Genomic DNA, 22,642 nt, shown 5'->3' with positions numbered 1-22,642 from the left:
TAGGCTGGCGACATGGCTTCCGAGGTGTCCGACCTGTTCGATCCGACCGAGTGGCGCAGCGTCGAGGGCTTCGACGCCCTGACCGACGTCACCTACCACCACAGCGTCGACGGCCGCGTGGCCCGCGTGGCCTTCGACCGTCCCGAGGTGCGCAACGCGTTCCGGCCGCACACGGTCGACGAGCTCTACCGGGTGCTCGACGACGCCCGCATGAACAGCCGCATCGGGGTCGTCCTGCTCACCGGCAACGGTCCCAGCGCGAAGGACGGCGGCTGGGCGTTCTGCAGCGGCGGGGACCAGCGCATCCGTGGTCGTGACGGCTACAAGGCCGAGGGTGACCAGGCGAACGTGCCCGACCCGGCGTCGGCCGGTCGATTGCACATCCTCGAGGTGCAGCGTCTGATCCGGTTCATGCCCAAGGTCGTCATCGCCGTGGTGCCCGGGTGGGCGGCGGGTGGCGGCCACTCGCTGCACGTCGTCTGCGACCTGACGATCGCCAGTCGCGAGCACGGCAGGTTCAAGCAGACCGACGCCGACGTGGGCTCGTTCGACGCGGGGTACGGCAGCGCCTACTTCGCCAAGCAGATCGGGCAGAAGTTCGCACGCGAGGTGTTCTTCCTCGCCGAAGAGTACAGCGCCGATCGCGCCTACCAGATGGGGGCCGTGAACCGCGTCGTGCCGCACGCCGACCTCGAACGCGAGGCGCTCGAGATGGCCCGGACCATCCTGACCAAGTCCCCGACCGCCATCCGCATGCTCAAGTTCGCCTTCAACGCGACCGACGACGGCATCGTCGGTCAGCAGGTCTTCGCGGGCGAGGCGACCCGTCTGGCCTACGGCACCGACGAGGCCGTCGAGGGGCGCGACTCGTTCCTCGAGAAGCGCGCGCCCGACTGGTCGCCCTTCCCCTGGCAGTACTGATGTCCGCGTCCGCGGTGGCGAGCCCGTCAGGGCCGGGCGACCGTTCGCGTCGCCTCCGACGGTCCTTTCAGAGGTGCGGCGCGTGACCCGCCCCCTGCTCCCCGTCGACGCGCGTGACCCCGGTGCCGTGCTCGACGCGCTCCGGGTCGCGCTCGACGGTGGCCCCGCCGTGGCGCCCCGGACCGACGACCGAGTGCCCGTGGACCTGCCCGGGGTCGTGCCGCAGGCGGTGTCGCTGGTCGTCGAGACCAGCGGCTCGAGCGGACGCCCCAAGCGCGTGGCGCTGTCCTCCGACGCCGTGCTCGCCGGTGCCGCCGCGGCCGACGGCGCCCTGGCCGGGCCGGGGCAGTGGGTGCTCGCCCTGCCGGCGCACTACGTCGCGGGCCTGAACGTGCTGGTCCGTTCGCTCGCCGCCGGGACCGAGCCGGCCCTGCTCGCGCCGGGGCACTTCGACATCGGTGCCTTCGTCGCCGCCGCCGAGCGGCTCGATCACGCCGTGCGGTACTCGTCCCTCGTGCCGGCCCAACTCTCGACGGCGCTCGACGCCGCCGAGGCCGATCGTGCCGTGGCGGACGTGCTGCGCCGCTTCGACGCCCTGCTGGTGGGCGGCCAGGCGACCCCCGCAGCCCTCGTGGAGCGGGCTCGCCGGCTGGGCGTCACCGTCGTGCGCACCTACGGGTCGAGCGAGACCAGCGGCGGGTGCGTGTACGACGGCGTGCCCGTGGGCCGCACCCGTGTCGAGGTCGTCGACGGCCAGGTCGAGCTGAGCGGGCCGTCGCTGGCCGAGGGGTACCTCGACGATCCCGAGCGCACGGCCGCGGCCTTCGTCACGCGCGACGGCCTGCGGTGGTACCGCACGGGCGACGCGGGCACGGTGTCGCCCGACGGGGTGCTGACCGTCAGCGGCCGGCTCGACGACGTGATCGTCTCGGGCGGTGAGAAGGTGTCGCTCGGCGTCGTCGAGCGGGTCGTGCGCGAGCAGCCGGGGCTCGCCGACGCCGTGGTCGTCCGCGCGGCGCACGCCCGGTGGGGCGAGGTGCCCGTCGTGGTCACCGACGCCGCGCCTCCCGTGCTGACTGCGGCCGACGACCTGGCGGCCGACGACCCGGCGGCCGACGACCTCGCGGCCTTGCGGTCCGCGGTGGCGGCCGTCGCCGGTCGTGCCGCGGCACCCGACCGCATCGTCCGGGTCGACACGGTGCCCTTGCTCGCGAGCGGCAAGCCGGACCGGGTGGCCCTGACCCGCCTCGTCGCCGATCTCGCGGCAAGCTGATAGCCGGCTGCGAACTAGACTCGACCCCGTGGCGAAGACGAAGACCCCGACCCCCAAGCGCAGCGGCCGCCCCGGTGGCCGACCCGGCGGGCGGCCCGGCAAGCAGCCGGCCCGTCGAGTGACCGCCGGCGACTGGATCGGCGGTGCGCGCCTGCGCACCCTGCCCTTGGGCATCGCCCCGGTCGCCCTCGGCACCGGCGTCGCTCGGGCGAACGGCGGCTGGGACCTCACCCTGGCGCTGCTCTGCCTCGCCGTCGCGGTGTTCTTGCAGGTCGGCGTCAACTACTCGAACGACTACTCGGACGGCATCCGCGGCACCGACGACTTCCGGGTCGGGCCCTCACGCCTGACCGGTTCGGGCAGCGTCCGCCCGAAGACCGTGCTGAAGGTGGCGCTCGCGTTCTTCGCCCTCGCGGCCGTCGCCGGTGTCGTCGTCGTCGTCATCACCCAGATCTGGTGGCTGCTCGCCGTCGGTGCCGCCGCGGTCGTCGCCGCGTGGTTCTACACGGGCGGGAAACGGCCCTACGGCTACAACGCCCTGGGCGAGCTCTTCGTCTTCGTGTTCTTCGGGCTCGTCGCGACCGCGGGCACGACGTTCGTGCAGCTGCGAGAGTTCCCGTTCGACGCCTGGGTGGCCGGGGTCGCCGCCGGGCTGTTCGCCTGCGCGGTCCTGATGATCAACAACGTGCGCGACATCCCGCAAGACACCGCCGCCGGCAAGCGCACCCTCGCGGTCGTCGTCGGCGACCCGGTGGCCCGGGCGCTCTACGCGCTCTTCCTGCTGCTGCCGTTCTTCATCCTCGTGTACTTCGCTTTCCTGTACCTGCACGCGCCCTACGTCTATTTCACGCTCGTCGTCGCGGTGCCCGCCGCGGTCATCGGCGTCACGGGCAAGACCCCGCGGGAGCTCATCCTCGCCCTACAGCTGTCGTCGTTGACGGCACTGGTCTGGGCCCTGGCCCTGTCGGCCGCCCTCTTCTTCTAGGGGTCTGCTCTTCCAGGATCTGCCCCGGGCGTTCGGCCCGAGAGGATCAGGACTGACCGTCGAGGCGGCGCGCGCGATCGCCGTCGCCCGCGTCCTCGGCGATCGCCTCGTCCTCGGCGACCGAGTCGTCGTCGAGCTTCGCCGGGCGCGACCGGCGGTCGGCGAGGTCGAGGGCGACCTTGCGGCGCAGGGGTGCGAAGAACAGGTACGAGACGCAGAACCCGACGACCGCCGCGATCAGCGTGGCCCAGAAGGGGTCGAACCTCAGCACCAGCAGGAGGCCCAGCACGACGGCGAACAGGCCGAGGCGGACGATCGAGTACTTGAGCCAGGGTTTCACGACGAGGAGTCTACGGTCCGCGAGGTGTGCGCCCGCCGCGCGGCGGACGGCCCGCGCGAACCCGGACCGCCGGCCGAGGAGGCGCGGTGCAGCACCCCGGGAGCCGTACGTCACAGCTCCGCAACGGCCGACCGACCATCAGGCGTTGCACCGGATCGAGAACTAGGCTCGGTCCATGGTCAGGCTCTTCATCGTGGGCATCGTCGCCGCGGCGGCATTCGTCATCTTCGCGCTCATCGACTGCCTGTTCGCCGACGCCTCACGGTTCCGGGCACTCAACAAGCCGCTCTGGGCCGTCATCATCGTCCTCCTCCCCGTCATCGGGGCCGTGCTGTGGTTCGTGCTCGGGCGGGCGCGCAAGAGCGGTCGCCCCGCCACGACGCGCACCGTGGCACCCGACGACGACCCCGAGTTCTCCGGGACGTCCTGGCGCACCACGAGCGACCTCGACCGCGAGACGACCGACGAGCGCATCCGTCGACTCGAGCAAGAGCTGCTCGACCTCGACAACGACGACAAGACCGGCAAGCAGTAAGTGACCAGCCCGTCGACCGAGTACGCCCTGTCGCTGCTCGCGTCCCTCGCCGATGCCGGGGTCCGTGACGTGGTGCTCAGCCCCGGCTCCCGCAGCCAGGCCCTGGCCCTCGCCGCCGCCGAGTTCGAGACGGCCGGTCGGCTGACGGTCCACGTCCGCATCGACGAGCGCTCGGGTGGGTTCCTCGCACTCGGCCTCGCCGCCGAGACGGGCGTCCCGAGCGTCGTGATCACCACGTCGGGCACCGCCGTGGCGAACCTCCACCCTGCCGTGCTCGAGGCACACCACTCGGGTGTGCCGCTGATCGTGCTGAGCGCCGACCGTCCCCTCGAGATGCGCGGGATCGGCGCGAACCAGACCACGGTGCAACCGGGTCTCTTCGCGAGCGCCGTCGGCTGGGTGCGCGACGTCGAGGCACCGCGCTCCGGTCCGATCGACCACGAAGCCGTCCGCACCCTCGCCCGAGAGGCCGTCGCCGAGGCCCTCGGCGGCGACTCCCACGGCGCCCTCGGGCGGTCACGCGGCCCGGTCCAGCTGAACGTCGCGTTCCGAGAGCCCCTGTCGTCCGGCGAGCAGTCGTTGCCCGCCGCCCGCCCCGAGCCGATCGAGCTCGCGCCCACCGCGGCACCGACCGCCCTCGAGGTCGACACCGACCCCGCGACCCTGGTCGTCGCCGGGCACGCCGCCGGGCCCGAGGCCGAGGCCGTCGCCCGGGCACTGGGCGCCCCGCTCGTGGCCGAGGTCTCGAGCGGGGCACGCTTCGGGCCGCACCTGGTCTCGTCGTACCGTGCCCTGCTCGACGACCCCGACTTCGGCGGTCGCGTCCGTCGGGTGGTGGTCTTCGGGCACCCCACCCTCAGCCGTCAGATCCCCTCGCTGCTCACCCGCGACGGTATCGAGGTCGTCGTCGTCCGTGCGGCGGGGGCCGAGGCCTACGACCCGAGTCGCTCGGCCCGCGTGGTCGAGGCCGTCGAGGTGAGCCGCGCCTCCTCGGGGGCCGGTTCGACCGACGATGCCGTCCACCGTGCGTGGGTGGGGCGCTGGGTCCACACCGGTCGTCGGCTGCTCGAGGCCGAGGCCGAGGCCGCCCGGCAGGACCCCGACCAGACCGACGCCACCACGGTCGAGGGAGCGTCCGATCGGAGCGAAGCGGCCGAGCAGGCCGAGTTCCTGCGTCGCGAGGTCCAGCTGCTGCGGCGGCCGGTCACGCGTCGAGCCCTGGCCGAGGCCCTCTGGCGCGTCAGTTGGCCGCACGACCGACTCGTGCTGGGGGCGTCGAGGTTGATCCGCGAGCTCGACCAGGTCGTGCCGGGCAAGAAGATCCCCGTGCACGCCAACCGGGGGCTCGCGGGCATCGACGGCACGATCGCGACCGCCACGGGCATCGCTCTCGCCAGCCAGCGCGACGACCCCGCAGCCGGCACCACCCGGGTGCTCGTCGGCGACCTGACGTTGCTGCACGACGTCGGCTCGATGCTCCTCGGCCTCGGTGAGACCAGGCCCCGGCTGCAGGTGGTCGTCGGCAACGACGGGGGCGGCACGATCTTCGACGGACTCGAGGTCGCGGCCACGGCGTCGCCCGAGGCGATGACCCGTGTGCAGTTCACCCCGCACGAGGTCGACCTCGCGGCTCTCGCACTCGCCTACGGCTGGCGGTACGTCGAGGCGGCCACGCGGGCAGAGCTCGACCAGGCTCTCGTCGCCCGGTACGACGGCCCGGTGGTGATCGAGGTCCCCCTCTCTCGCTGACCGTCCACCCCACGACGGGGCGGATCGGGTCGCTCGGCCGTAGGGTCGGGGGCATGGCCAAGACGTGGACGACCCCTCCCTCCCAGTCCCTCCGAGCCGGTGAGGGCTTCGTGCTCGCCGACGTCGACACCTCGTCCACCCCGGGTTTCGCGGGTGACAAGGCGTATGCGCAGCAGGCGCTCGAGTCGGGCCGCGAGACCCTGGGCGAGCTGCAAGAGAAGCTCTTCGCACAGAGCCGCAGCGGGGGCAGCACCGGCAACGTGCTGCTCGTCCTGCAGGCGATGGACACCGCGGGCAAGGGCGGCATCGTCCGACACGTCGTCGGGGCCGTCGACCCCCAGGGCGTCGCCCACCACGCGTTCAAGGCACCGACCCCCGACGAGCTCGCGCACGACTTCCTGTGGCGGGTGCGGCGCGAGCTGCCCGGCCCCGGCATGATCGGGGTGTTCGACCGCTCGCACTACGAGGACGTGCTGATCGGCAAGGTCCGTCGGCTGGCCCCGCCCGAAGACATCGAGCAGCGGTACGCCGACATCGTCGCGTTCGAGGACGAGTTCGTCGCGAACGGCACCACCCTGGTCAAGGTGATGCTGCACATCTCGTCCGAAGAGCAGAAGGAACGCCTCGCCGACCGGCTCGACCGCCCCGACAAGCACTGGAAGTACAACCCCGGCGACCTGGAGGAGCGTCTCGTCTGGAACGACTACCAGGACGCCTACGAGACGGCGATCCGTCGCACCTCGACCGAGACCGCCCCGTGGTTCGTCGTCCCGGCCGACCGCAAGTGGTACGCCCGGATCGCCGTGCAGAAGCTGCTGACCGACGCCCTCGCGTCGCGCGGGCTCGACTGGCCCGTCGCGCAGTTCGACGTCGAGCTCGAGAAGACCAAGCTCGCCACCTCGTAGCCGGCGCACCGGCCGACGAGGTCAGGAGGCTAGGAGGCGCGGGTCCGCAACGCGTCGCCCGTCCCCGTGGGCAGCCGCAGCCCCTCGATCAGGCTGAGCAGGGCCAGCACGGCCAGGACGATCAACGCGGCCTGGTACCCGGACGCCGCGGGTGCCGGGCCGTCGGCCGACGCCACGAGGTCGGCCACGCGGACGGCGAGGGCCGTCGCGGCGACGCCGAGCCCCACGGCGAGCTGGCTCGTGATGGACGCGATGGCGTTCGCCGGGCCGATCATCTCGGCCGGGACGTCGGCGAACTGCAGGGTGTTGTAGGCCGTGAAGCCGACGGACCGGAAGACGCCGCTGAGCAGCAGGACCCCCGCCACGACGACCGGCGAGGTGTCGGGGCCGACCAGCGCGGCCGCGACGAAGGTCGCCGCGAGGGCCACCGTCGCGACGACGATGATCGGGACGACGCGGAACCGCTTCAGCAGTGGCGTGGTGAACGGTTTGACGGCCAGGTTGCCGACGAACACCCACATGAGCATGAGGCCCGCCTCGACCGGCGACCAGCCGAAACCGTCCTGCAGCAGCAGCGGGACGACGAAGGGGATGCCGTTCACGACGGCCCGGTAGAGCGATCCGCTGAGGTTCGTCACGCGGAACGACCCGATGCGGAAGGCCGTGAGGTCGAGCAACGGGTGCGCCGCCCGACGGAACCACCGCACGGCCACGAGGCCGAGCACCACCGCCAGCACGGCCAGCAGCACGCCGGGTACGAGCGTCGTGGGCTCGCCGAGCAGCTCGAACGCGAGCACCAGCGCCACGATCGATCCCGCCACGAGCACCAGACCGACCAGGTCGAGCGGCTGGCGGTCACCGACCTCGGGAGAGGGGACGACCCTCCAGGCGACCACGAGCAGCGCGAGGCCGACCGGGACGTTGACCAGGAACACCCACTGCCACCCGAGGTGCTCGGTGAGCAGTCCTCCGAGCAGCGGCGCCACGACGGGTGCCACGAGCGCGGGCCAGGTGAGGTAGGCGATCGCTCGGATCAGCTCGGACTTCTCGGTGCTGCGCAGGACGATCAGACGACCGATGGGCACCATCATGCTTCCCGCGAAGCCCTGCACGACCCGGGAGGCCGTGAGGGCGACCAGGTCGGTGCTCGCGGCACAGGCGACCGAGGCGAGGACGAAGAGCACGACGGCCGCGAGGAACACGCGGCGGGCGCCCCAGCGTTCGGCGAGCCAGGCGCCCAGCGGGATGAACGCCGCCACGGCGACGAGGTAGCCGGTCACGGCCAGTCCGAGTTGCGCGGGCTGGACGCCGAAGTCGGTCGCGATCGTGGCGGTCGCCGTCGAGAGGATGGTGGCGTCGAGGTTCTCCATGAAGAACGCGGCCGCCACGACGAGGGCGACCGGACGCGACCACGTCGTCGCAGGCGCGGGGGCGGTCATCGGCTGAAGGCGTCGACCACGGGGCGGAACTTCATCGCCGTCTCGGCGACTTCGCGCTCGGGCACGGACTCGGCGACGACGCCGGCCCCCGCGAACGCCCGCACCGAGCCGTCCCGATCGACCTGGGCGCAGCGCAGTGCGATCGCCCACTCGCCGTCGCCGTCGGCACCGACCCAGCCGACCGGGCCCGCGTAGCGACCACGGTCGAACGGTTCGAGCTCTCGGATCAGGGCCAGCGCCTCCTGCGTCGGGGTGCCGGCGACGGCCGCCGTCGGGTGCAGCGAGGCGATCAGGTCGAGCGAGCTCGAGCCGTCGGTGAGGCGGCCGCGGACGTCGCTCGCGAGGTGCCAGAGATTCGGGAGGCGCAGGGTGAAGGGCTGCTCGCCGGTCACGACGTCGCGGGCGTGCGGCCCGAGCGAGAGCAGCAGGCTGCGCAGGGCGAAGGCGTGCTCGTCGAGGTCCTTCGGGGACGTCGCCAGCGAGAGGGCGGCCTGCTCGTCGGTCGTCGAGTCGACGCCGCGCGCCGCGCTGCCGGCGAGCACCCGGGCCGACACCTCGCCGCGTTCGGACTTGACGAGCGTCTCGGGGCTGGCCCCGATCAACCCGTCGACGGCGAAGGCGTAGCAGTCGGGGTAGGCGGTCAACAGGGTGGCGGCGACGAGGCGCAGGTCGGCCTCGGGTGGCAACGTGCCGACGAGGTCACGGGCCAGGACGACCTTGCTGACGCGGCCGTCGCCGATGGCGTCGACGGCCCGGGCCACGGCCTGGGCGTAGCCGTCGGCACCGAGGGCGCCGTCGACCAGCGAGAGACGGACGGAGGCGCCGACCGGCTTCCCGGGGGGCAGCTCGGCGCCGTCCACCCGCGTGATCCAGGCGACCCCGTCGCGCCGTCCGATGACGATGCTCGGGACGATCAGCACGCTCTTCTCGGCGGACTCGTCGTCGAACGCGAACGAGCCGAACGCGACCAATCCGGTGCCGGGCACGCCGACCTCGTCGTGCACCGTGGCGGCGGCCGCGACGGCACGCCAGGCGTCGGCGGCCTCGGTCATGCGGTGGGGCCCGGAGAACTCGAGGCGGAGGGCCTCGCCGACGCCCGCCATGCCCGCCCCGCCTCGGACGAAGACCAGCGGACGTGACCGGTCGACGACGTCGAGCAACGGGCTGACGTGGTCGATGCGCGTGGTGCGGACGGCGAGTGACGGAACGCGGGACGCGGGGGACTTCACTCGTCGACCCTACTCGGGACACCCCCAGTGCTTGACGGTAGGATCCACCATCGTGACCAAGGCCGACATGAACAAGCAACCCGACGAGGTCGCCTCGATGTTCGACGGCGTCGCGCGCCACTACGACCGCACGAACGACGTGCTCTCGGCGGGCAACGCCGTCCTGTGGCGCATCGCCACCGTCAAGGCGATCGGCGCCGGTCCGGCCGACAAGGTCCTCGACATCGCAGCGGGCACGGGCACCAGCTCGGCGGCCATCGCTCAGCGAGGTGCCGAGGTCGTCGCGCTCGACTTCTCGAAGGGCATGGTCGAGGTCGGTCGCGAACGCCACCCCGAGCTCGAGTTCGTCGAGGGAAACGCCGAGTCGCTGCCCTTCGACGACGACACGTTCGACGCCGTCACCATCTCGTTCGGGCTGCGCAACGTCAACCGGCCCAAGGTCGCGCTCGCCGAGATGAACCGCGTGCTCAAGCCCGGTGGCCGGCTCGTCGTCTGCGAGTTCTCCACGCCGCCGTTCGGTCTGCTGCGCGCCGCGTACCGGGCCTACCTCAAGTACGGCATGCCCCTCGTGGCCAAGTTCACCAGCAGCAACGGGCCGGCCTACTCGTACCTGGCCGAGTCCATCGAGCAGTGGCCGGAGCAGCAGGTCCTCAGTCAGTGGATCCGCGGCGCCGGGTTCACCCGGGTCGCCCACCGCGACCTCAGCTTCGGCATCGTCGCCCTGCACCGCGGTCGCAAGCCGGCGTCGGGTGCCGCGCGCTCCTCCTCGCGGTCGAAGCGGGCCACGTCGTGAACGCCGGCGCCCCTCCGGCACAGCGCAACTCGTTGGGCCGTTCGCTCGGCCTCGGTGAGAAGCTGTTCGCCACGCCGACCGAGCGTCGTTTCGTGGCCGCGGTCGACGACGGCCTCGAGCTCGTCGAAGAGGGGTTGCTGCGCGAGATCGCCTTCGCCGACGACATCGCCGACGCCACGACGCGGTACCTCCTCGCCGCCGGCGGCAAGCGCGTCCGTCCGACGCTGACGCTGCTCATCGCCCAGCTGGGCGACGGCGCGACGCCCGGCATCGTCGCCTCGGCGCAGGCCACCGAGATCACCCACCTCGCCTCGCTGTACCACGACGACGTCATGGACGAGGCGCAGATGCGTCGGGGCGTCCCGAGCGCCCAGACCGTGTGGGGCAACAACGTGGCGATCCTCGCCGGCGACCTGCTGTTCGCCCGGGCCAGCACGATCGTGTCGGGGCTCGGCCAAGAGGCCATCCTGCTGCAGGCCGAGACCTTCGAACGGCTCTGCCTCGGTCAGCTGCACGAGACGGTCGGCCCGCGCGAGGGGGACGACCCGATCGCCCACTACATCGACGTGCTCGCCGACAAGACGGGGTCGCTCATCTCGACCGCCGCCCGCGCCGGCGTCATGTTCAGCGGTGCACCGCGTGAGTACCTCGCTCCCGTCGCCGAGTTCGGTGAGAAGATCGGCATCGCGTTCCAGCTGATCGACGACGTCATCGACCTGTCCGACCAGCCCGCCGAGACCGGCAAGAAGGCCGGCACCGACCTGCGGGCGGGCGTCGTCACGCTCCCGGTGCTGTACCTGCGTCAGCTGGCGCAGACCGACCTCGAGGCGTCGTCGCTCTTGTCCGAGATCGACCGGATCGTCGACGCCACGCGTGCGGCGGCGCAGCGGTCGGGTGTCGAACCGACCACCGAGGGCGGCTCGTCGGCACCGCTCGCCGACGCGACGGCCCACCTCGACGACGAGTTCGCCGACCTGGTCCGACGGGTCCGCGAGCACGAGGTCACCGAACGCACCCGGGTCGAGGCCCACCGCTGGGCCCGAGAGGCCCTCGACGCCCTGGCGCCGCTGCCCGACGGGCCCGTCAAGAAGGCGCTCACCCGCTTCGCCGACCGCGTGGTCGAGCGGTCCGCCTGACCGGCACCGCGCCTCCTCGTCCGTCTCGTCCTCGAGCACCATCGTCCAACCGGCCGGCCTCGCCGAGCCACCCCAGATCTAGGGAGAACCCGTGACCACCTTGCGACTGGCCATCGTCGGCGCCGGACCGGCCGGCATCTACGCCGCCGACATCCTCGCGAAGGCCGAGAAGGCCTTCGACGTCTCGATCGACCTCTTCGAGCAGCTGCCGGCGCCCTACGGTCTCGTGCGCTACGGCGTGGCGCCCGACCACCCCCGCATCAAGGGCATCGTCAACGCCCTGCGCGACGTGCTCGACAGCGGTGACATCCGGGTCTTCGGCAACGTCCGCTACGGCGTCGACATCGGGCTCGACGACCTGCGCAAGCACTACAACGCCGTCATCTTCTCGACCGGTGCCATCAAGGACGCCGACCTCGACATCCCCGGCATCGACCTCGAGGGCAGCTACGGCGCGGCAGACTTCGTCAGCTGGTTCGACGGCCACCCGGACTTCCCCCGCACCTGGCCGCTCGACGCGACGTCGGTCGCCGTCGTCGGTGTCGGCAACGTCGCCCTCGACGTCTCGCGCATCCTGGCGAAGCACGCCGACGACCTGCTGCCCACCGAGATCCCCGACAACGTCTACGCGGGTCTCAGGCAGTCCTCGATCACCGACGTCCACGTCTTCGGTCGCCGGGGTCCCGCACAGGTCAAGTTCACGCCGCTCGAACTGCGCGAACTCGGCGAGGTGCGCGACGTCGACATGATCGTGTACGACGAGGACTTCGACCACGACGAGGCGTCGAAGACGGCCATCGCGACCAACAAGCAGGTCTTCGTCATCGACAAGGTGCTGAACCAGTGGCGGCAGCGCGAGGTCGGCACGGCGTCGCGTCGCCTGCACCTGCACTTCTACGCCAAGCCGGTCGAGGTCGTCGGCGACGCCGACGGTCGTGTCGCGGCCTTCCGGTACGAGCGCACCCGGCCGGACGGCCAGGGTGGCGTCGAGGGAACGGGCGAACTCCGCGACGTGCCGATCCAGGCCATCTACCGCGCGGTCGGCTACTTCGGCTCGCCGCTCGACGGCATCCCGTTCGACGAGCGCCGCGGCGTGATCCCGAACCACGAGGGCCAGGTCATGGACGACGAGAACCAGATCGTCCCCGGCGTCTACGCCACCGGGTGGATCAAGCGGGGCCCCGTCGGCCTCATCGGTCACACGAAGTCCGACGCGATGGAGACCGTCAAGCACCTCATCAACGACCAGGCCAGCTGGTGGCAACCGGTCGACCCGTCCGACGAGGCCGTCCCGGCCCTGCTCGAGCAGCGCGGGGTCGAGTACACCGACCTCGAGGGCTGGCACCGGCTCGACGAGCACGAGATCGCCCTCGGCGGGGCCCACGAGCACGAGCGTGCCCGGGTCAAGGTCGTGGAGCGCGACGAGATGGTGCGCGTCTCGCGCGCCGTCGAAACGGAGTCGACGCCGGCCTGACCTCCCCGCTCGCCCGCACCGCGCCTCCTCGGCTCCCCTCCACGGCGGAACCGAGGAGGCGCGCGGTCGTCACCGAGCTCGTCGGTCGTCGGTAGGGTGGTCCCCATGGCAGACAGTTCCTTCGACGTGGTCAGCAAGGTCGACAAGATGGAGGCCGACAACGCCCTCCACCAGGCCCAGAAAGAGATCGAGCAGCGCTACGACTTCAAGGGCGTCGGTGCTTCGGTCGACTGGAGCGGTGAGAAGCTGCTGCTCAAGGCGGCCACCGAAGAACGCGTCAAGGCCGTGCTCGACGTGCTCGAGTCGAAGTTCATCAAGCGCAGCATCAGCCTCAAGCACCTCGACGTCGGCGAGCCCTTCGCCAGCGGCAAGGAGTACCGCATCGAGGCGTCCCTCAAGCAGGGCATCGAGCAGGACGCGGCGAAGAAGATCGGCAAGATCATCCGCGACGAGGCACCCAAGAGCGTCAAGAGCCAGATCCAGGGCGACGAACTGCGCGTTCAGTCCAAGAGTCGCGACGACCTGCAGGCGACCATGGCGCTGTTGAAGAAGGCCGACCTCGACGTCGACCTGCAGTTCGTCAACTTCCGCTAGTCACCCGCGGCTCACGGTTCAGAGGCCCCGTCCATGGTCGAACCCGCCTGGGTGGCGCCGACGATCGCCGTGCTCGGCATCGTGCTCGACATCGCGATCCGTGTGTTCGCCATCGTCTACGTCCCGATCAACCGGCGGCCCCAGACGGCCACCGCATGGTTGCTCGCGATCTTCCTGATCCCCTACGTCGGGTTCGTCCTCTTCTTGTTGATCGGCAGCACCAAGCTGCCCGCGCGTCGTCGTGAGAAGCAGAGTGAGATCAATAAGTACATCATCGAGACGACCGAGGGCATGGAGCGCGTCAAGCGCGACCACCCGTGGCCGGCCTGGCTCGACTCTGTGGTCGAACTCAACCGAACGCTCGGGGCGATGCCGCTGGTCGGCGGCAACACCGGTGAGATGCACACCGACTACGACGAGTCCATGGCGGCCATGGTCGAGGCGGTCGACGGCGCGCACCGCTACGTCCACGCCGAGTTCTACATCACGAGCCTCGACCGCACGACCGAGCCGTTCTTCCTGGCACTCGAGAACGCCCGTCGACGGGGCGTCACCGTCCGTGTGCTGATGGACCACATCGCCAGCCGGGGATACCCCGGGTACCGCAAGGCCCGACGGCGACTGGACGCGATGGGCGTGCAGTGGCGGCTCATGCTGCCCGTGCTGCCGCTGCGGGGCAAGTACCAGCGGCCCGATCTGCGCAACCACCGCAAGCTGCTCGTGATCGACGGTCGGGTGGCCTTCACGGGTTCGCAGAACATGGTCGACAGGAGCTACCAGAAACGCAAGAACAAGCGCCGCGGCCTCGAGTGGAAAGACTTCATGGTCCGCTTCGAGGGCCCCATCGTCGCCGGCATCAACGCCCTGTTCGTCACCGACTGGTACAGCGAGACCGACGAGTTGCTGCTGCGCGAGGCCGACCCCGTGCACACGGCCGACCGGCTCGAGACGATCGACTGCCAGGTGGTGCCGAGCGGGCCGGGTTTCGACGGCGAGAACAACCTGCGGCTGTTCAATTCGCTGCTCTACAGCGCGCAGGAGCGCATCATCATCACGAGCCCCTACTTCGTGCCCGACGAGTCGATGCTCTACGCCGTCACGACGGCGGCCCAGCGGGGGCTCGACGTGCAGCTCTTCGTCAGCGAGATCGGCGACCAACCGGTGGTGTACCACGCGCAACGTTCCTACTACGAGGCCCTGCTGCGGTCGGGGGTTCGCATCTTCCTCTACCGCTCGCCGACCGTCTTGCACGCGAAGCACTTCTCGATCGACGACGAGGTCGCGGTCATCGGTTCCAGCAACATGGACATGCGGTCCTTCAGCCTCAACCTCGAGATCTCGGTCATGGTGCGCGGACGCGAGTTCGTCGACCGGCTGCGCGAGGTCGAGCAGACCTACCGCGACGCGAGCCGCGAACTGTTCCTCGACGACTGGCTGGTGCGCCCCTTCCGCTCGAAGGTCCTCGACAACGTCGCACGCCTCACCTCCGCCGTCCAGTAGCCGCACGCCCCCCGCCCGCCCCCCCTCTGCCCGTGTGCAAATCGCGACAGTTGCGCGTCGACACGCCGGCAGGTCGTGGTCCGGCGTGGTGCGAGGCCGAGACATGTCGGGTTTGGCTCGGCGCGCCGAGTAGGTGAGGTCGGGATTGGCCCGCCCCGGTGGGCCGGCGGGGTCGGGTTCGGACCGACTCGGTGCGGCCGGGGTCGGGTTCGACCTGCCTCGGTGAGGGGGCGGGGTGGGGCTCGGCCCGCACGGAGGGTGGCGCCGCAGCTGCGCCCGTCGCGTCGACGACGGGGGACGCGCCGACGGACGAGACGAGAGAGGTCGACCGGGCTAACGCCCCAGGGTCATTCGGACGGCCTGGCGAACCGCAGGCCAATCGAACAGCACCTGCGGGTACGTGACCTCGAGGACGACGAAGCCGAGGCCGGTGATGTGGACGATCCGTTCACGGTCCCGGTTGTAATGAGCAGGCGAGGAATGGTGTTCTTTGCTCACGCATTCGAGCACGAACCAACCGTCGATCAACAGATCGACGCGGGTGTGATCGTCGACCCACACCTGAGGCTCGGCATGGATGCCGTCACGAGCGAGAAGGAGGCGCGCCATGGACTCGGTCCCGGACTCGGCCCTGGGGTCGATCATGGTCACGAGGCCTTGAGCCGAGCGTCGCGTCGCCACGAGGCGTGAGACCTCGTCGAGGTCGGGTCGCTGCATCGGGGCCAGCCGGAGGGCGGAGTCGACCATGGCTGCCGCGTGCTCAGCTGGTTCGTGGAGCAGGACCTGGGCCGCCGCCCTGCTCGGGGATGCCAGCAGCCGTTCCGTCCGGCGATCGAACCGGGACAGGTCGCGGAGGACGAGCACGTCGTCGCGGTCACGATCGAGTCGCGAGCCGGCATCGTCCGGGTCCCTGAGGTCGCGGGCGTTGTGGTCGACGGAAACGACCAATCGTGGTCCAGGGGGGACCCATGCGCCTCGGTGCGTGAGCGACGAGGCTCCCGCCAACGCGCCTCCTACCCGTGCAGCCCGGATGACGTCGACGGGTAGGTCGACGAGCCCGTACAGCCCGTGCCGGATGCGAAGGATCTCGCCGGCGCGCCAGGAGGACTCCACCTGGCGTCGGGTCAGTCCGGTCGCGAGCAGTTCCCGCCGATGGGCCAGGGAGCCCAGGCGCCGTACGGTGGCCGCGACGAGGGGAGTCATGTGAGCAGCTTCGTCGTGACGGCAGAGCCGAAATGCTGCGCGACGGTCGATGTGGAGGACGAGAACGTCGAGACCGCTGTGGGGGAGACGAAAAGGTGTCTGCGCCCTGGCTGGGGGTGCGGGCCGAACCCGACCTCCCGAACCGCTCACGGGGTGCCGAACCCGACCATCCGGTTGCGGAATGGCCTGTCGCACCACCGAACAGCGGCGGGTCGGCGGCTCGTCGTCGCGATTTGCACACCGGGGTGGGGCGGCGGGGTGGGGCGCTGCGGGGCAGTGGTCGTGAGGGGGCTCGGGAGGCTGTATATTTGTCTGGCGCCTCCGGTCGGTGATCACACGGGCTGGGCGTGCATGGCAAGTTACCCAAGCGGCCAAAGGGATCTGACTGTAAATCAGCCGGCGTAGCCTTCGGGGGTTCGAATCCCTCACTTGCCACGGTTGCCCCTCAAGAACGGACTCGCTCGTCGAGTCCGTTCTTGCGTTTCCGGGCGCCTCACCCCCAGGAGGACCCGTGTCCGTCACCCCGACCCCCGCCGAGTTGCTCGAGATCGCCGTCGTCGTCGCGCGTGAGGCCGCCGCGCTGGCGGCCCGTCGCCGATCCGAGGGGGTCGAGGTCGCCGAGACCAAGAGCAGTGCCGTCGACGTCGTGACGCACACCGACCGTGAGGTCGAGACGTACGTCCGGGGTCGTCTGGCCGAGCTGCGTCCCGGCGACGGCTTCTTCGGCGAAGAAGGCGAACCCGACGACTCGACCACGGGTCTCACCTGGGTCGTCGACCCCATCGACGGCACCGTCAACTTCCTCTACGGCATCCCGCAGTGGGCCGTCAGCATCGCCGTCGTCGAGGGTGGTCCCGATCCGCTCGCCTGGCGCGCCCTCGCGGCGGTCGTCGCCAACCCGATGTCGGGCGAGACCTTCACGGCGTCGGCCGGCGGCGGTGCGTGGCTGGACGGGCGTCGTCTCGGGGTCGCCGCGCCGGTTTCCCTCGAACAGGCCCTGCTGGCGACCGGGTTCTCGTACGACGCCGCCCGCCGTGTCGAACACGCGGAGGCGCTGGTCCGGGTGGTCGGACGCGTCCGTGACCTGAGGCGCCTGGGGGCTGCCTCGCTCGACCTCTGCGCCGTCGCGGCGGGACGGGTGGACGCCTACGTCGAGCGAGGACTCAAGCCGTGGGACCACGCGGCGGGTGCGCTCGTGGCCGTCGAGGCAGGCGCCGTCGTCCGAGGTGAGGTCGGTGAGGCACCCAGCGAATCGATGACCTTCGTCGCGGCTCCCAGCATCGCCCACGACCTCGCGACCCTCGTCGTCGAGGCCGGCATCTGACGGGGACGACCCCGTCCCGTCACCGTCGTGTCGCGTTGTCATGCCGAGTGTCAACTCGACATGTCCGCGTCGACACCCGAACGCGGGTAGCCATTCGTTCATCGACCGGCTACCCTGGTGAGGTCGTTACTGATCCGTGATCACAGCGTGACGCACTTCTCGACGGCCTCTGACGGGCCCGGGTCGAGACGGTGCCGCGATCGCCAGTGACGGCCGTGAAGACGACGGTGCACCCACCGTCCGATCCCGATCACCCCGAGGACCCATCACACGTGACGAAGTACCAGCAGATCGCCGAGCCCGACGGCGACGGAACCCCGTCGCGTCGCGCCACCGACGACCTCACGGGCACCGGTTCGCCGAGCGTCGCTCCGACCTTCCCCGTCGTGGCCGACGCCCCCGTCCACCTCACCCGTCGTGAAGCCCGCGAGGCCGAGCGTCGCGCCGCCCAGGTCTCCGCGACGACGGTCCCGCTAGCGGCTACGGCCCCCGCCGTGTCGACTCCTGCGGCCAGCGTCATCGATCCCGCGCTCGCCGCCGAGGCCCCGACGCCGACGTCCCCGACCGCCCCCTCCGCGGCCAGCGAGTCCGTCTCGCCGCGACGGGCCGCGCGGCTCGCCGCCGAGTCCGGCACCCGTCCCGCCGCAGCCGGACGCAGCAAGGCGGCCCGAGCACAGCGTCCTGCGGCTCGACGCGCGGCGCCGGTCCGCGCACCCCGCACCGCCGGGGCGACGTTCCGTCGCAACACCAAGCGGGTCACCGTCGTCGGAGCGATGCTCTTCGCCGGGTCGATGCTCGTCGCCACCTCGGTTCCCGCCAACGCGTTCTTCGTCGACACCCCCACGCAGACGGCTGCCAAGAAGGCCGCCGACTCGCAGAGCTACACGGCGGCGGCACCCTCGGCGGACGGCGCGGCCGGCGTCTCGCGCGACGGCTACTCGGTCACCGAGATGAAGGCCGTCTCCGAGTACGCCTCGACGAGTGCCAGCACGTTCTCCAACGACGTCAACGGCACGGTGCAGTGGCCGTTCCAGACGGGCGTGCCGATCAGCAGCGGCTTCGGCGCCCGCCAGGTCGCCAACTGCGGCTTCTGCTCGACGTTCCACCAGGGTCTCGACTTCGTCCCCGGAGCCGGTTCGCCGATCCAGTCGATCGCCGACGGCGTCGTCAGCAAGGTCGACGGTCCCTCCGGTGCCCTGGGCAACAACGTCTGGATCGACCACGTCGTCAACGGCCAGAAGGTCACCAGCGTCTACGCGCACATGCAGACCGGTTCGGTCGAGGTCCGCGAGGGCGAGACCGTCACCGTCGGCACCATCATCGGCAAGGTCGGCAGCACGGGCAACAGCACCGGGGCCCACCTGCACTTCGAGATCGTGATCGGCGGCGTGCCCGTCGACCCGTATCCCTGGCTCCAGGCCAACACGAACTGAGCCACAGGCCTCCGCGACCGCGGTGCGCACGAGAAGAGCCCCACCTGATGCCAGGTGGGGCTCTTCCGCTGTCGCGTGCCTACGACGTGGTCGCGAGCCACACCGTCGCGTTGGGCGGCAGGGCCGGCCCCTCGACGACCATGGTGGACAGCAGCACCTCGGCCACGGGCAACTCGACGGGGACGTCGCCCATGTTGGTCACGACGGTGACGCCCTGGCTGCGGAACGCGACCACGTCGGGTCCGAAGCCGTCGAGCCAGGTCAGCGTGCCCGCACCGAGCTCGTGGTCGGCCCGGAGGCGCAGTGCCCGCGTGTAGAGCTCGAGCGTCGACCCGGCGACGCCCCGCTGCTCGTCGCGGGCGTAGGTCGACCAGTCGGCGGGCTGGGGCAACCAGGAGGCGCCGGTCGCGTTGAACCCGAAGGCCGGCTCGGTCGCGGACCAGGGCAGCGGCACGCGGCAGCCGTCCCGGCCGTAGCGTTCCCCCTCGGTGCGGAACCACGTGGGGTCCTGCCGGGATTCGTCGGGCAGGTCGATCGCCTCGGGCAGGCCGAGCTCTTCGCCCTGATAGACGTAGGCGCTGCCGGGGAGGGCCAGCATGAGCGCCGACGCGGCTCGGGCCCTGGCCAGTCCGAGCTCGGGGACGGGAAGCCCCTCGCTCCTCGGGCCGATGCCGTATCCCTGGGGGTTCTCGGCCGTGAGGGCGAGTCGGCTGGCGTGCCGGACGACGTCGTGGTTGCTCAGCACCCAGGTGCTCGGGGCCCCGACGCTCGAGAAGGTCTGGATCGACGCGTCGACGACCTGACGGACGGCCGGGGCTGACCACCCGGTCTCGAGGTAGGCGAAGTTGAACGCCTGGTGCATCTCGTCGGGGCGTACCCAGTCGGCCAGTCGCGAGAGCGGTTCGACCCAGGCCTCGGCGACGAGCACCCGGTCACCCGGGTACTCGGCGAGGACGCTGTGCCACTCGCGGTAGATCTCGTGGACGCCCTCCTGGCCCCAGTAGGGCGGGGGAGCGGACTCGCCCTGGCCGCCGCCCATGCTGCCGGACTCGGCGGGGGGCGTGTAGTCGGGCAGGCCCTCGGCCTTGACCATGCCGTGTGCGACGTCGACCCGGAACCCGTCGACTCCGCGGTCGAGCCAGAAGCGCAGCACGTCGACGAACTCGTCGCGCACGCGGCGGTTCGTCCAGTCGAGGTCGGGTTGCGACGAGTCGAACAGGTGGAGGTACCACTGGCCCGGCCGGCCGTCGGCCTCGGTCACGCGGGACCATGCCGGGCCGCCGAAGACCGACTGCCAGTTGTTCGGCGGCAGGTCGCCGTCGGGGCCGCGGCCGTCACGGAACAGGTAGCGACCGCGAGCGGCCGAACCGGCTGGCGAGGCGAGGGCCTCGCGGAACCACGCGTGGTCGCTCGAGGTGTGGTTCGGCACGACGTCGACGATGACCCGCAGGCCCAGCTCGGTGGCCCGGGCGCGGAGGGCGTCGAAGTCGTCCAAGGTGCCGAACAGCGGGTCGACGTCGCGGTAGTCGGCCACGTCGTAGCCCGCGTCGCGCTGGGGCGAGGTGTAGAAGGGCGACAGCCAGACGGCGTCGACGCCGAGCTCGCCGAGGGCGTCGAGGCGCGACGTGATGCCGGGGAGGTCGCCGACGCCGTCGCCGTCGCCGTCGGCGAACGACCTCGGGTAGACCTGGTAGATGACGGCGGTGCGCCACCATTCGTGGCCCTGGTCGTCGGTCGTCGCGGTGCCCTCGAGGGGGGAGGTCGGGGTCAGCGTGTCGGTCTCGGCCGGATCTCGTGTGGACATGCGGCCACGATACGGCAGGCCTCGGACGCGGCATCGGCTACGGTCGTCGTCAGAACACCCCGGAGGGGGACCTCCGGGACGAACACCCGCGACACGATTGGCACGATCCTGAACCCTGCGACCGATCTCGTCACGGCCGACCTGCCCGCCGGCACCCGGCCGTTCCCGCTCGCGCTCGGAACCAACGTCTTCGGCTGGACGGTCGGCGCCCCCACCGCCCTCGAGGTGCTCGACCTCTTCGCCGACGACGGCGGCCGCGTCGTCGACACGGCCGACGTCTACTCGGCGTGGCTGCCGGGAAACTCCGGAGGCGAGTCCGAGGCGATCATCGGTCGTTGGCTCGCCCGGCCGGGCAACCGCGACCGGGTCGTGCTGAGCACCAAGTGCGGGCAGCACCCCGACGCCCCCGGCCTGTCGCGCGCCAGCATCCGCACGGCGGTCGAGGCGTCGCTGCGCCGCCTGCGCACCGACCACGTCGACTTCTACTTCACGCACTTCGACGACGACGAGACGCCGCTGGACGAGACCGTGGGTGCGCTGAGCGAGCTCGTCGACGAAGGCAAGATCCTCTGCGCCGGGGCGTCCAACTACACCGGCGCGCGCCTCCGTCAGGCCCTCGCGATCGCCGATCGCGACGGGCTGCACCCGTTCCGGTTGGTCCAGGTCGCGTACAACCTGGTGCGTCGCGGGGAGTACGAGAGCGACGTCGCGGCGATCGTCGACCACTACGACCTCGCCGTGCTGCCGCATTCGTCGCTGGCCAGCGGGTTCCTGACGGGCAAGTACCGTCACGAGGCCGGTCGCGGGGACTCTCCCCGGGGCGGCCGCGCCCTCAGCTACGTCACGCCGCAGAACCAGGGCACCCTCGAGGTCGTCGTCGAGATCGCCGAGCGGCTCGACGTCGAACCGGGTGCCGTCGCCGTGGCCTGGCTGGCCTCACGCGACAACGTCATCGGCGCACTCGGCAGCGCCCGCACCCCTCGGCAGCTCGAGGGCCTGCTCGACGCCGCCCGGGTCGAGCTGACCGAGGGTGATCTGGCGTCACTCGAGGCCGTCTCGCGTCCGTTCGCCTGATCTCCGAGGTCGACGTCCGGCACCGTCCCCCTCGTCCGCGGTGACGGGGCCCAGGGCGATGATCGCGCCCGTGCTCGGGTCCCAGCGTCGCAGCTGCGACAGCACGACCGGCCGGGTCGACGGGATGTCGGCGTCGGCGAGGGCGTCGACTGCCCGGGCCACCTGGTCGGGAGTCAGGCGCGACGCGAGCGTGACGTGGGGCGTCCATCGACCGGGGACGGTGTGCGGGACGTCCCCCGCGCCTCCCAGGCTTTCGTGCACCCGGGCGTGGAGGTCCAGCAGCTCGCCGGTCACGACCATCGGCCGCACCAGCACGAGCCCGCGCGGAGGCGCGCCGAAGAGCAGCAGCCCGCCGAGTTCGGCCGGCAGCGGCAGCGCCGCCGTCAGGGGCAGGAGGCGCGCGTCGGCTGCCGGGTCGAGGCCGGGTCGTGCCACCAGCGTGACGTGCGGCGCGTTCGACGTCCCGGCGTGGTCGCCCTGCGACGGAAGCCCCGCCGCGGACAACACGCGCCATTCGCCACGGACGGCCTCGTCGGAGGTCGGGTCGAGCAGGAGTTCGAGGCTGTGCACCCGTCGATCCTGCCCCGGACGCGCCTCGCGGGGCCGGGTCGGCACGTGGCGTCAGCACCCCGTTCGCTCTGCTACCCTTGTCTGGTGCCAATCGGCAGCGGCCCCGGTCGCTTGCCTGGTGGTCACGCCCCGATAGCTCAGTGGTAGAGCACTTCCATGGTAAGGAAGGGGTCGTCAGTTCAATCCTGACTCGGGGCTCTGGCTGTCTCGGTCCCGTCCCGGTGTGATGCCGGCAGGGCCCGCAGCTTGCGGCGGGGTAGCTCAGTTGGTTAGAGCACACGGCTCATAATCGTGGTGTCGCGGGTTCAAGTCCCGCCCTCGCTACCGCAGGCCCGGATCTCTCACGAGTTCGGGCCTTCGT

Annotated in this window: 20 protein-coding genes and 3 tRNA genes; 17 read left to right on the top strand and 6 right to left on the bottom strand. The window is 71.3% G+C overall.

Annotated elements, in window-relative coordinates:
- The first annotated feature begins 12 nt into the window (after positions 1-12).
- The 3 genes from SZ60_RS01440 to SZ60_RS01430 all read left to right on the top strand — a co-directional run bounded on the left by SZ60_RS01440 (position 13) and on the right by SZ60_RS01430 (position 3,179).
- Complete coding sequence (locus SZ60_RS01440) at positions 13-921, top strand: 1,4-dihydroxy-2-naphthoyl-CoA synthase (protein ID WP_043592984.1); 909 nt, start codon at positions 13-15, stop codon at positions 919-921.
- 82 nt (positions 922-1,003) lie between these two features.
- Complete coding sequence (locus SZ60_RS01435; protein ID WP_043592982.1) at positions 1,004-2,194, top strand: AMP-binding protein; 1,191 nt, start codon at positions 1,004-1,006, stop codon at positions 2,192-2,194.
- Between the two features lie 28 nt (positions 2,195-2,222).
- Positions 2,223-3,179, top strand: a complete 957-nt coding sequence (locus SZ60_RS01430) for a 1,4-dihydroxy-2-naphthoate polyprenyltransferase (RefSeq protein WP_156155439.1) — start codon at positions 2,223-2,225, stop codon at positions 3,177-3,179.
- 46 nt (positions 3,180-3,225) lie between these two features.
- Here SZ60_RS01430 and SZ60_RS01425 read toward each other — a convergent pair whose 3' ends face one another.
- Positions 3,226-3,519, bottom strand: coding sequence for a DUF4229 domain-containing protein (locus SZ60_RS01425; protein ID WP_043592978.1), 294 nt, complete (start codon positions 3,517-3,519; stop codon positions 3,226-3,228).
- A gap of 175 nt (positions 3,520-3,694) precedes the next feature.
- Here SZ60_RS01425 and SZ60_RS01420 point away from each other — a divergent pair, with 175 nt between their 5' ends.
- From SZ60_RS01420 to SZ60_RS01410, 3 genes are read left to right on the top strand one after another with little or no spacing between them, the layout of a single operon-like run.
- Positions 3,695-4,054: a PLD nuclease N-terminal domain-containing protein gene (locus tag SZ60_RS01420; protein ID WP_043592976.1), complete on the top strand. Its 360-nt coding sequence runs from the start codon at positions 3,695-3,697 to the stop codon at positions 4,052-4,054.
- A complete protein-coding gene (gene menD / locus SZ60_RS01415) occupies positions 4,055-5,803 on the top strand; it encodes a 2-succinyl-5-enolpyruvyl-6-hydroxy-3-cyclohexene-1-carboxylic-acid synthase (RefSeq protein WP_043592974.1) in 1,749 nt (582 codons plus the stop codon). It abuts the gene before it with no gap.
- Between the two features lie 53 nt (positions 5,804-5,856).
- Positions 5,857-6,708: a phosphate--nucleotide phosphotransferase gene (locus SZ60_RS01410; RefSeq protein ID WP_043592973.1), complete on the top strand. Its 852-nt coding sequence runs from the start codon at positions 5,857-5,859 to the stop codon at positions 6,706-6,708.
- Positions 6,709-6,737: 29 nt separating this feature from the next.
- On the opposite strand, the gene SZ60_RS01405 is transcribed toward SZ60_RS01410, so the two are convergent.
- Together SZ60_RS01405 and SZ60_RS01400 are read right to left on the bottom strand one after the other, a co-directional pair.
- Positions 6,738-8,147: an MFS transporter gene (locus tag SZ60_RS01405; RefSeq protein ID WP_043592971.1), complete on the bottom strand. Its 1,410-nt coding sequence runs from the start codon at positions 8,145-8,147 to the stop codon at positions 6,738-6,740.
- The gene (locus SZ60_RS01400) at positions 8,144-9,376 is read right to left on the bottom strand and encodes an isochorismate synthase MenF (RefSeq protein WP_043592970.1); all 1,233 of its coding nucleotides are present in this window, start codon (positions 9,374-9,376) and stop codon (positions 8,144-8,146) included. The genes SZ60_RS01405 and SZ60_RS01400 overlap by 4 nt, the downstream gene beginning before the upstream one ends.
- 52 nt (positions 9,377-9,428) lie before the next feature.
- Between SZ60_RS01400 and ubiE the strand changes: the two genes are divergently transcribed.
- From ubiE to cls, 5 genes are all read left to right on the top strand, one after another.
- On the top strand, positions 9,429-10,169 hold the full coding sequence (ubiE, locus tag SZ60_RS01395) for a bifunctional demethylmenaquinone methyltransferase/2-methoxy-6-polyprenyl-1,4-benzoquinol methylase UbiE (RefSeq protein ID WP_231567022.1): 741 nt from the start codon (positions 9,429-9,431) through the stop codon (positions 10,167-10,169).
- A complete protein-coding gene (locus SZ60_RS01390; protein WP_043592968.1) occupies positions 10,166-11,305 on the top strand; it encodes a polyprenyl synthetase family protein in 1,140 nt (379 codons plus the stop codon). Before ubiE ends, SZ60_RS01390 begins: the two co-directional genes overlap by 4 nt.
- A 91-nt stretch (positions 11,306-11,396) precedes the next feature.
- Positions 11,397-12,779 carry an FAD-dependent oxidoreductase gene (locus SZ60_RS01385; RefSeq protein WP_043592966.1) on the top strand — a complete coding sequence of 461 codons (1,383 nt, stop codon included), beginning with the start codon at positions 11,397-11,399 and terminating at the stop codon, positions 12,777-12,779.
- Positions 12,780-12,884: 105 nt separating this feature from the next.
- Positions 12,885-13,373 carry a YajQ family cyclic di-GMP-binding protein gene (locus SZ60_RS01380; protein WP_043592964.1) on the top strand — a complete coding sequence of 163 codons (489 nt, stop codon included), beginning with the start codon at positions 12,885-12,887 and terminating at the stop codon, positions 13,371-13,373.
- 33 nt (positions 13,374-13,406) lie between these two features.
- Positions 13,407-14,873: a cardiolipin synthase gene (cls, locus tag SZ60_RS01375; protein WP_043592963.1), complete on the top strand. Its 1,467-nt coding sequence runs from the start codon at positions 13,407-13,409 to the stop codon at positions 14,871-14,873.
- A gap of 333 nt (positions 14,874-15,206) precedes the next feature.
- Here cls and SZ60_RS01370 read toward each other — a convergent pair whose 3' ends face one another.
- The gene (locus SZ60_RS01370; RefSeq protein WP_043592961.1) at positions 15,207-16,076 is read right to left on the bottom strand and encodes a hypothetical protein; all 870 of its coding nucleotides are present in this window, start codon (positions 16,074-16,076) and stop codon (positions 15,207-15,209) included.
- 353 nt (positions 16,077-16,429) lie between these two features.
- Here SZ60_RS01370 and SZ60_RS01365 point away from each other — a divergent pair.
- From SZ60_RS01365 to SZ60_RS16230, 3 genes are all read left to right on the top strand, one after another.
- Positions 16,430-16,511: transfer RNA gene (locus SZ60_RS01365), tRNA-Tyr, on the top strand.
- A 76-nt stretch (positions 16,512-16,587) separates the two neighbouring features.
- Positions 16,588-17,400 (top strand): inositol monophosphatase family protein, encoded by an 813-nt coding sequence (locus tag SZ60_RS01360; RefSeq protein WP_043592959.1) that lies wholly within the window; start codon positions 16,588-16,590, stop codon positions 17,398-17,400.
- Between the two features lie 272 nt (positions 17,401-17,672).
- On the top strand, positions 17,673-18,833 hold the full coding sequence (locus tag SZ60_RS16230) for a M23 family metallopeptidase (protein ID WP_156155438.1): 1,161 nt from the start codon (positions 17,673-17,675) through the stop codon (positions 18,831-18,833).
- Between the two features lie 79 nt (positions 18,834-18,912).
- On the opposite strand, the gene SZ60_RS01350 is transcribed toward SZ60_RS16230, so the two are convergent.
- Entirely contained in the window at positions 18,913-20,637 is a 1,725-nt protein-coding gene (locus SZ60_RS01350; RefSeq protein WP_082059760.1) for a glycoside hydrolase family 13 protein, read from the bottom strand.
- 225 nt (positions 20,638-20,862) lie between these two features.
- Here SZ60_RS01350 and SZ60_RS01345 point away from each other — a divergent pair, with 225 nt between their 5' ends.
- Complete coding sequence (locus SZ60_RS01345) at positions 20,863-21,711, top strand: aldo/keto reductase (protein ID WP_231567021.1); 849 nt, start codon at positions 20,863-20,865, stop codon at positions 21,709-21,711.
- Here the strand turns inward: SZ60_RS01345 and SZ60_RS01340 are convergent.
- Entirely contained in the window at positions 21,679-22,281 is a 603-nt protein-coding gene (locus SZ60_RS01340) for a 2'-5' RNA ligase family protein (RefSeq protein WP_052505071.1), read from the bottom strand. The genes SZ60_RS01345 and SZ60_RS01340 overlap by 33 nt on opposite strands.
- Positions 22,282-22,407: 126 nt before the next feature.
- Here SZ60_RS01340 and SZ60_RS01335 point away from each other — a divergent pair.
- Both SZ60_RS01335 and SZ60_RS01330 read left to right on the top strand, forming a co-directional pair.
- Positions 22,408-22,479 (top strand) — tRNA-Thr (locus SZ60_RS01335).
- Between the two features lie 52 nt (positions 22,480-22,531).
- Positions 22,532-22,605, top strand: a tRNA-Met gene (locus SZ60_RS01330).
- Positions 22,606-22,642: the final 37 nt, after the last annotated feature.

Source organism: Frigoribacterium sp. MEB024, assembly GCF_000878135.1.
Taxonomy (GTDB): Bacteria; Actinomycetota; Actinomycetes; order Actinomycetales; family Microbacteriaceae; genus Frigoribacterium.
The sequence above is the reverse complement of the archived record's forward strand: the minus strand, read 5'-3'. Positions and strand labels throughout refer to the sequence as shown.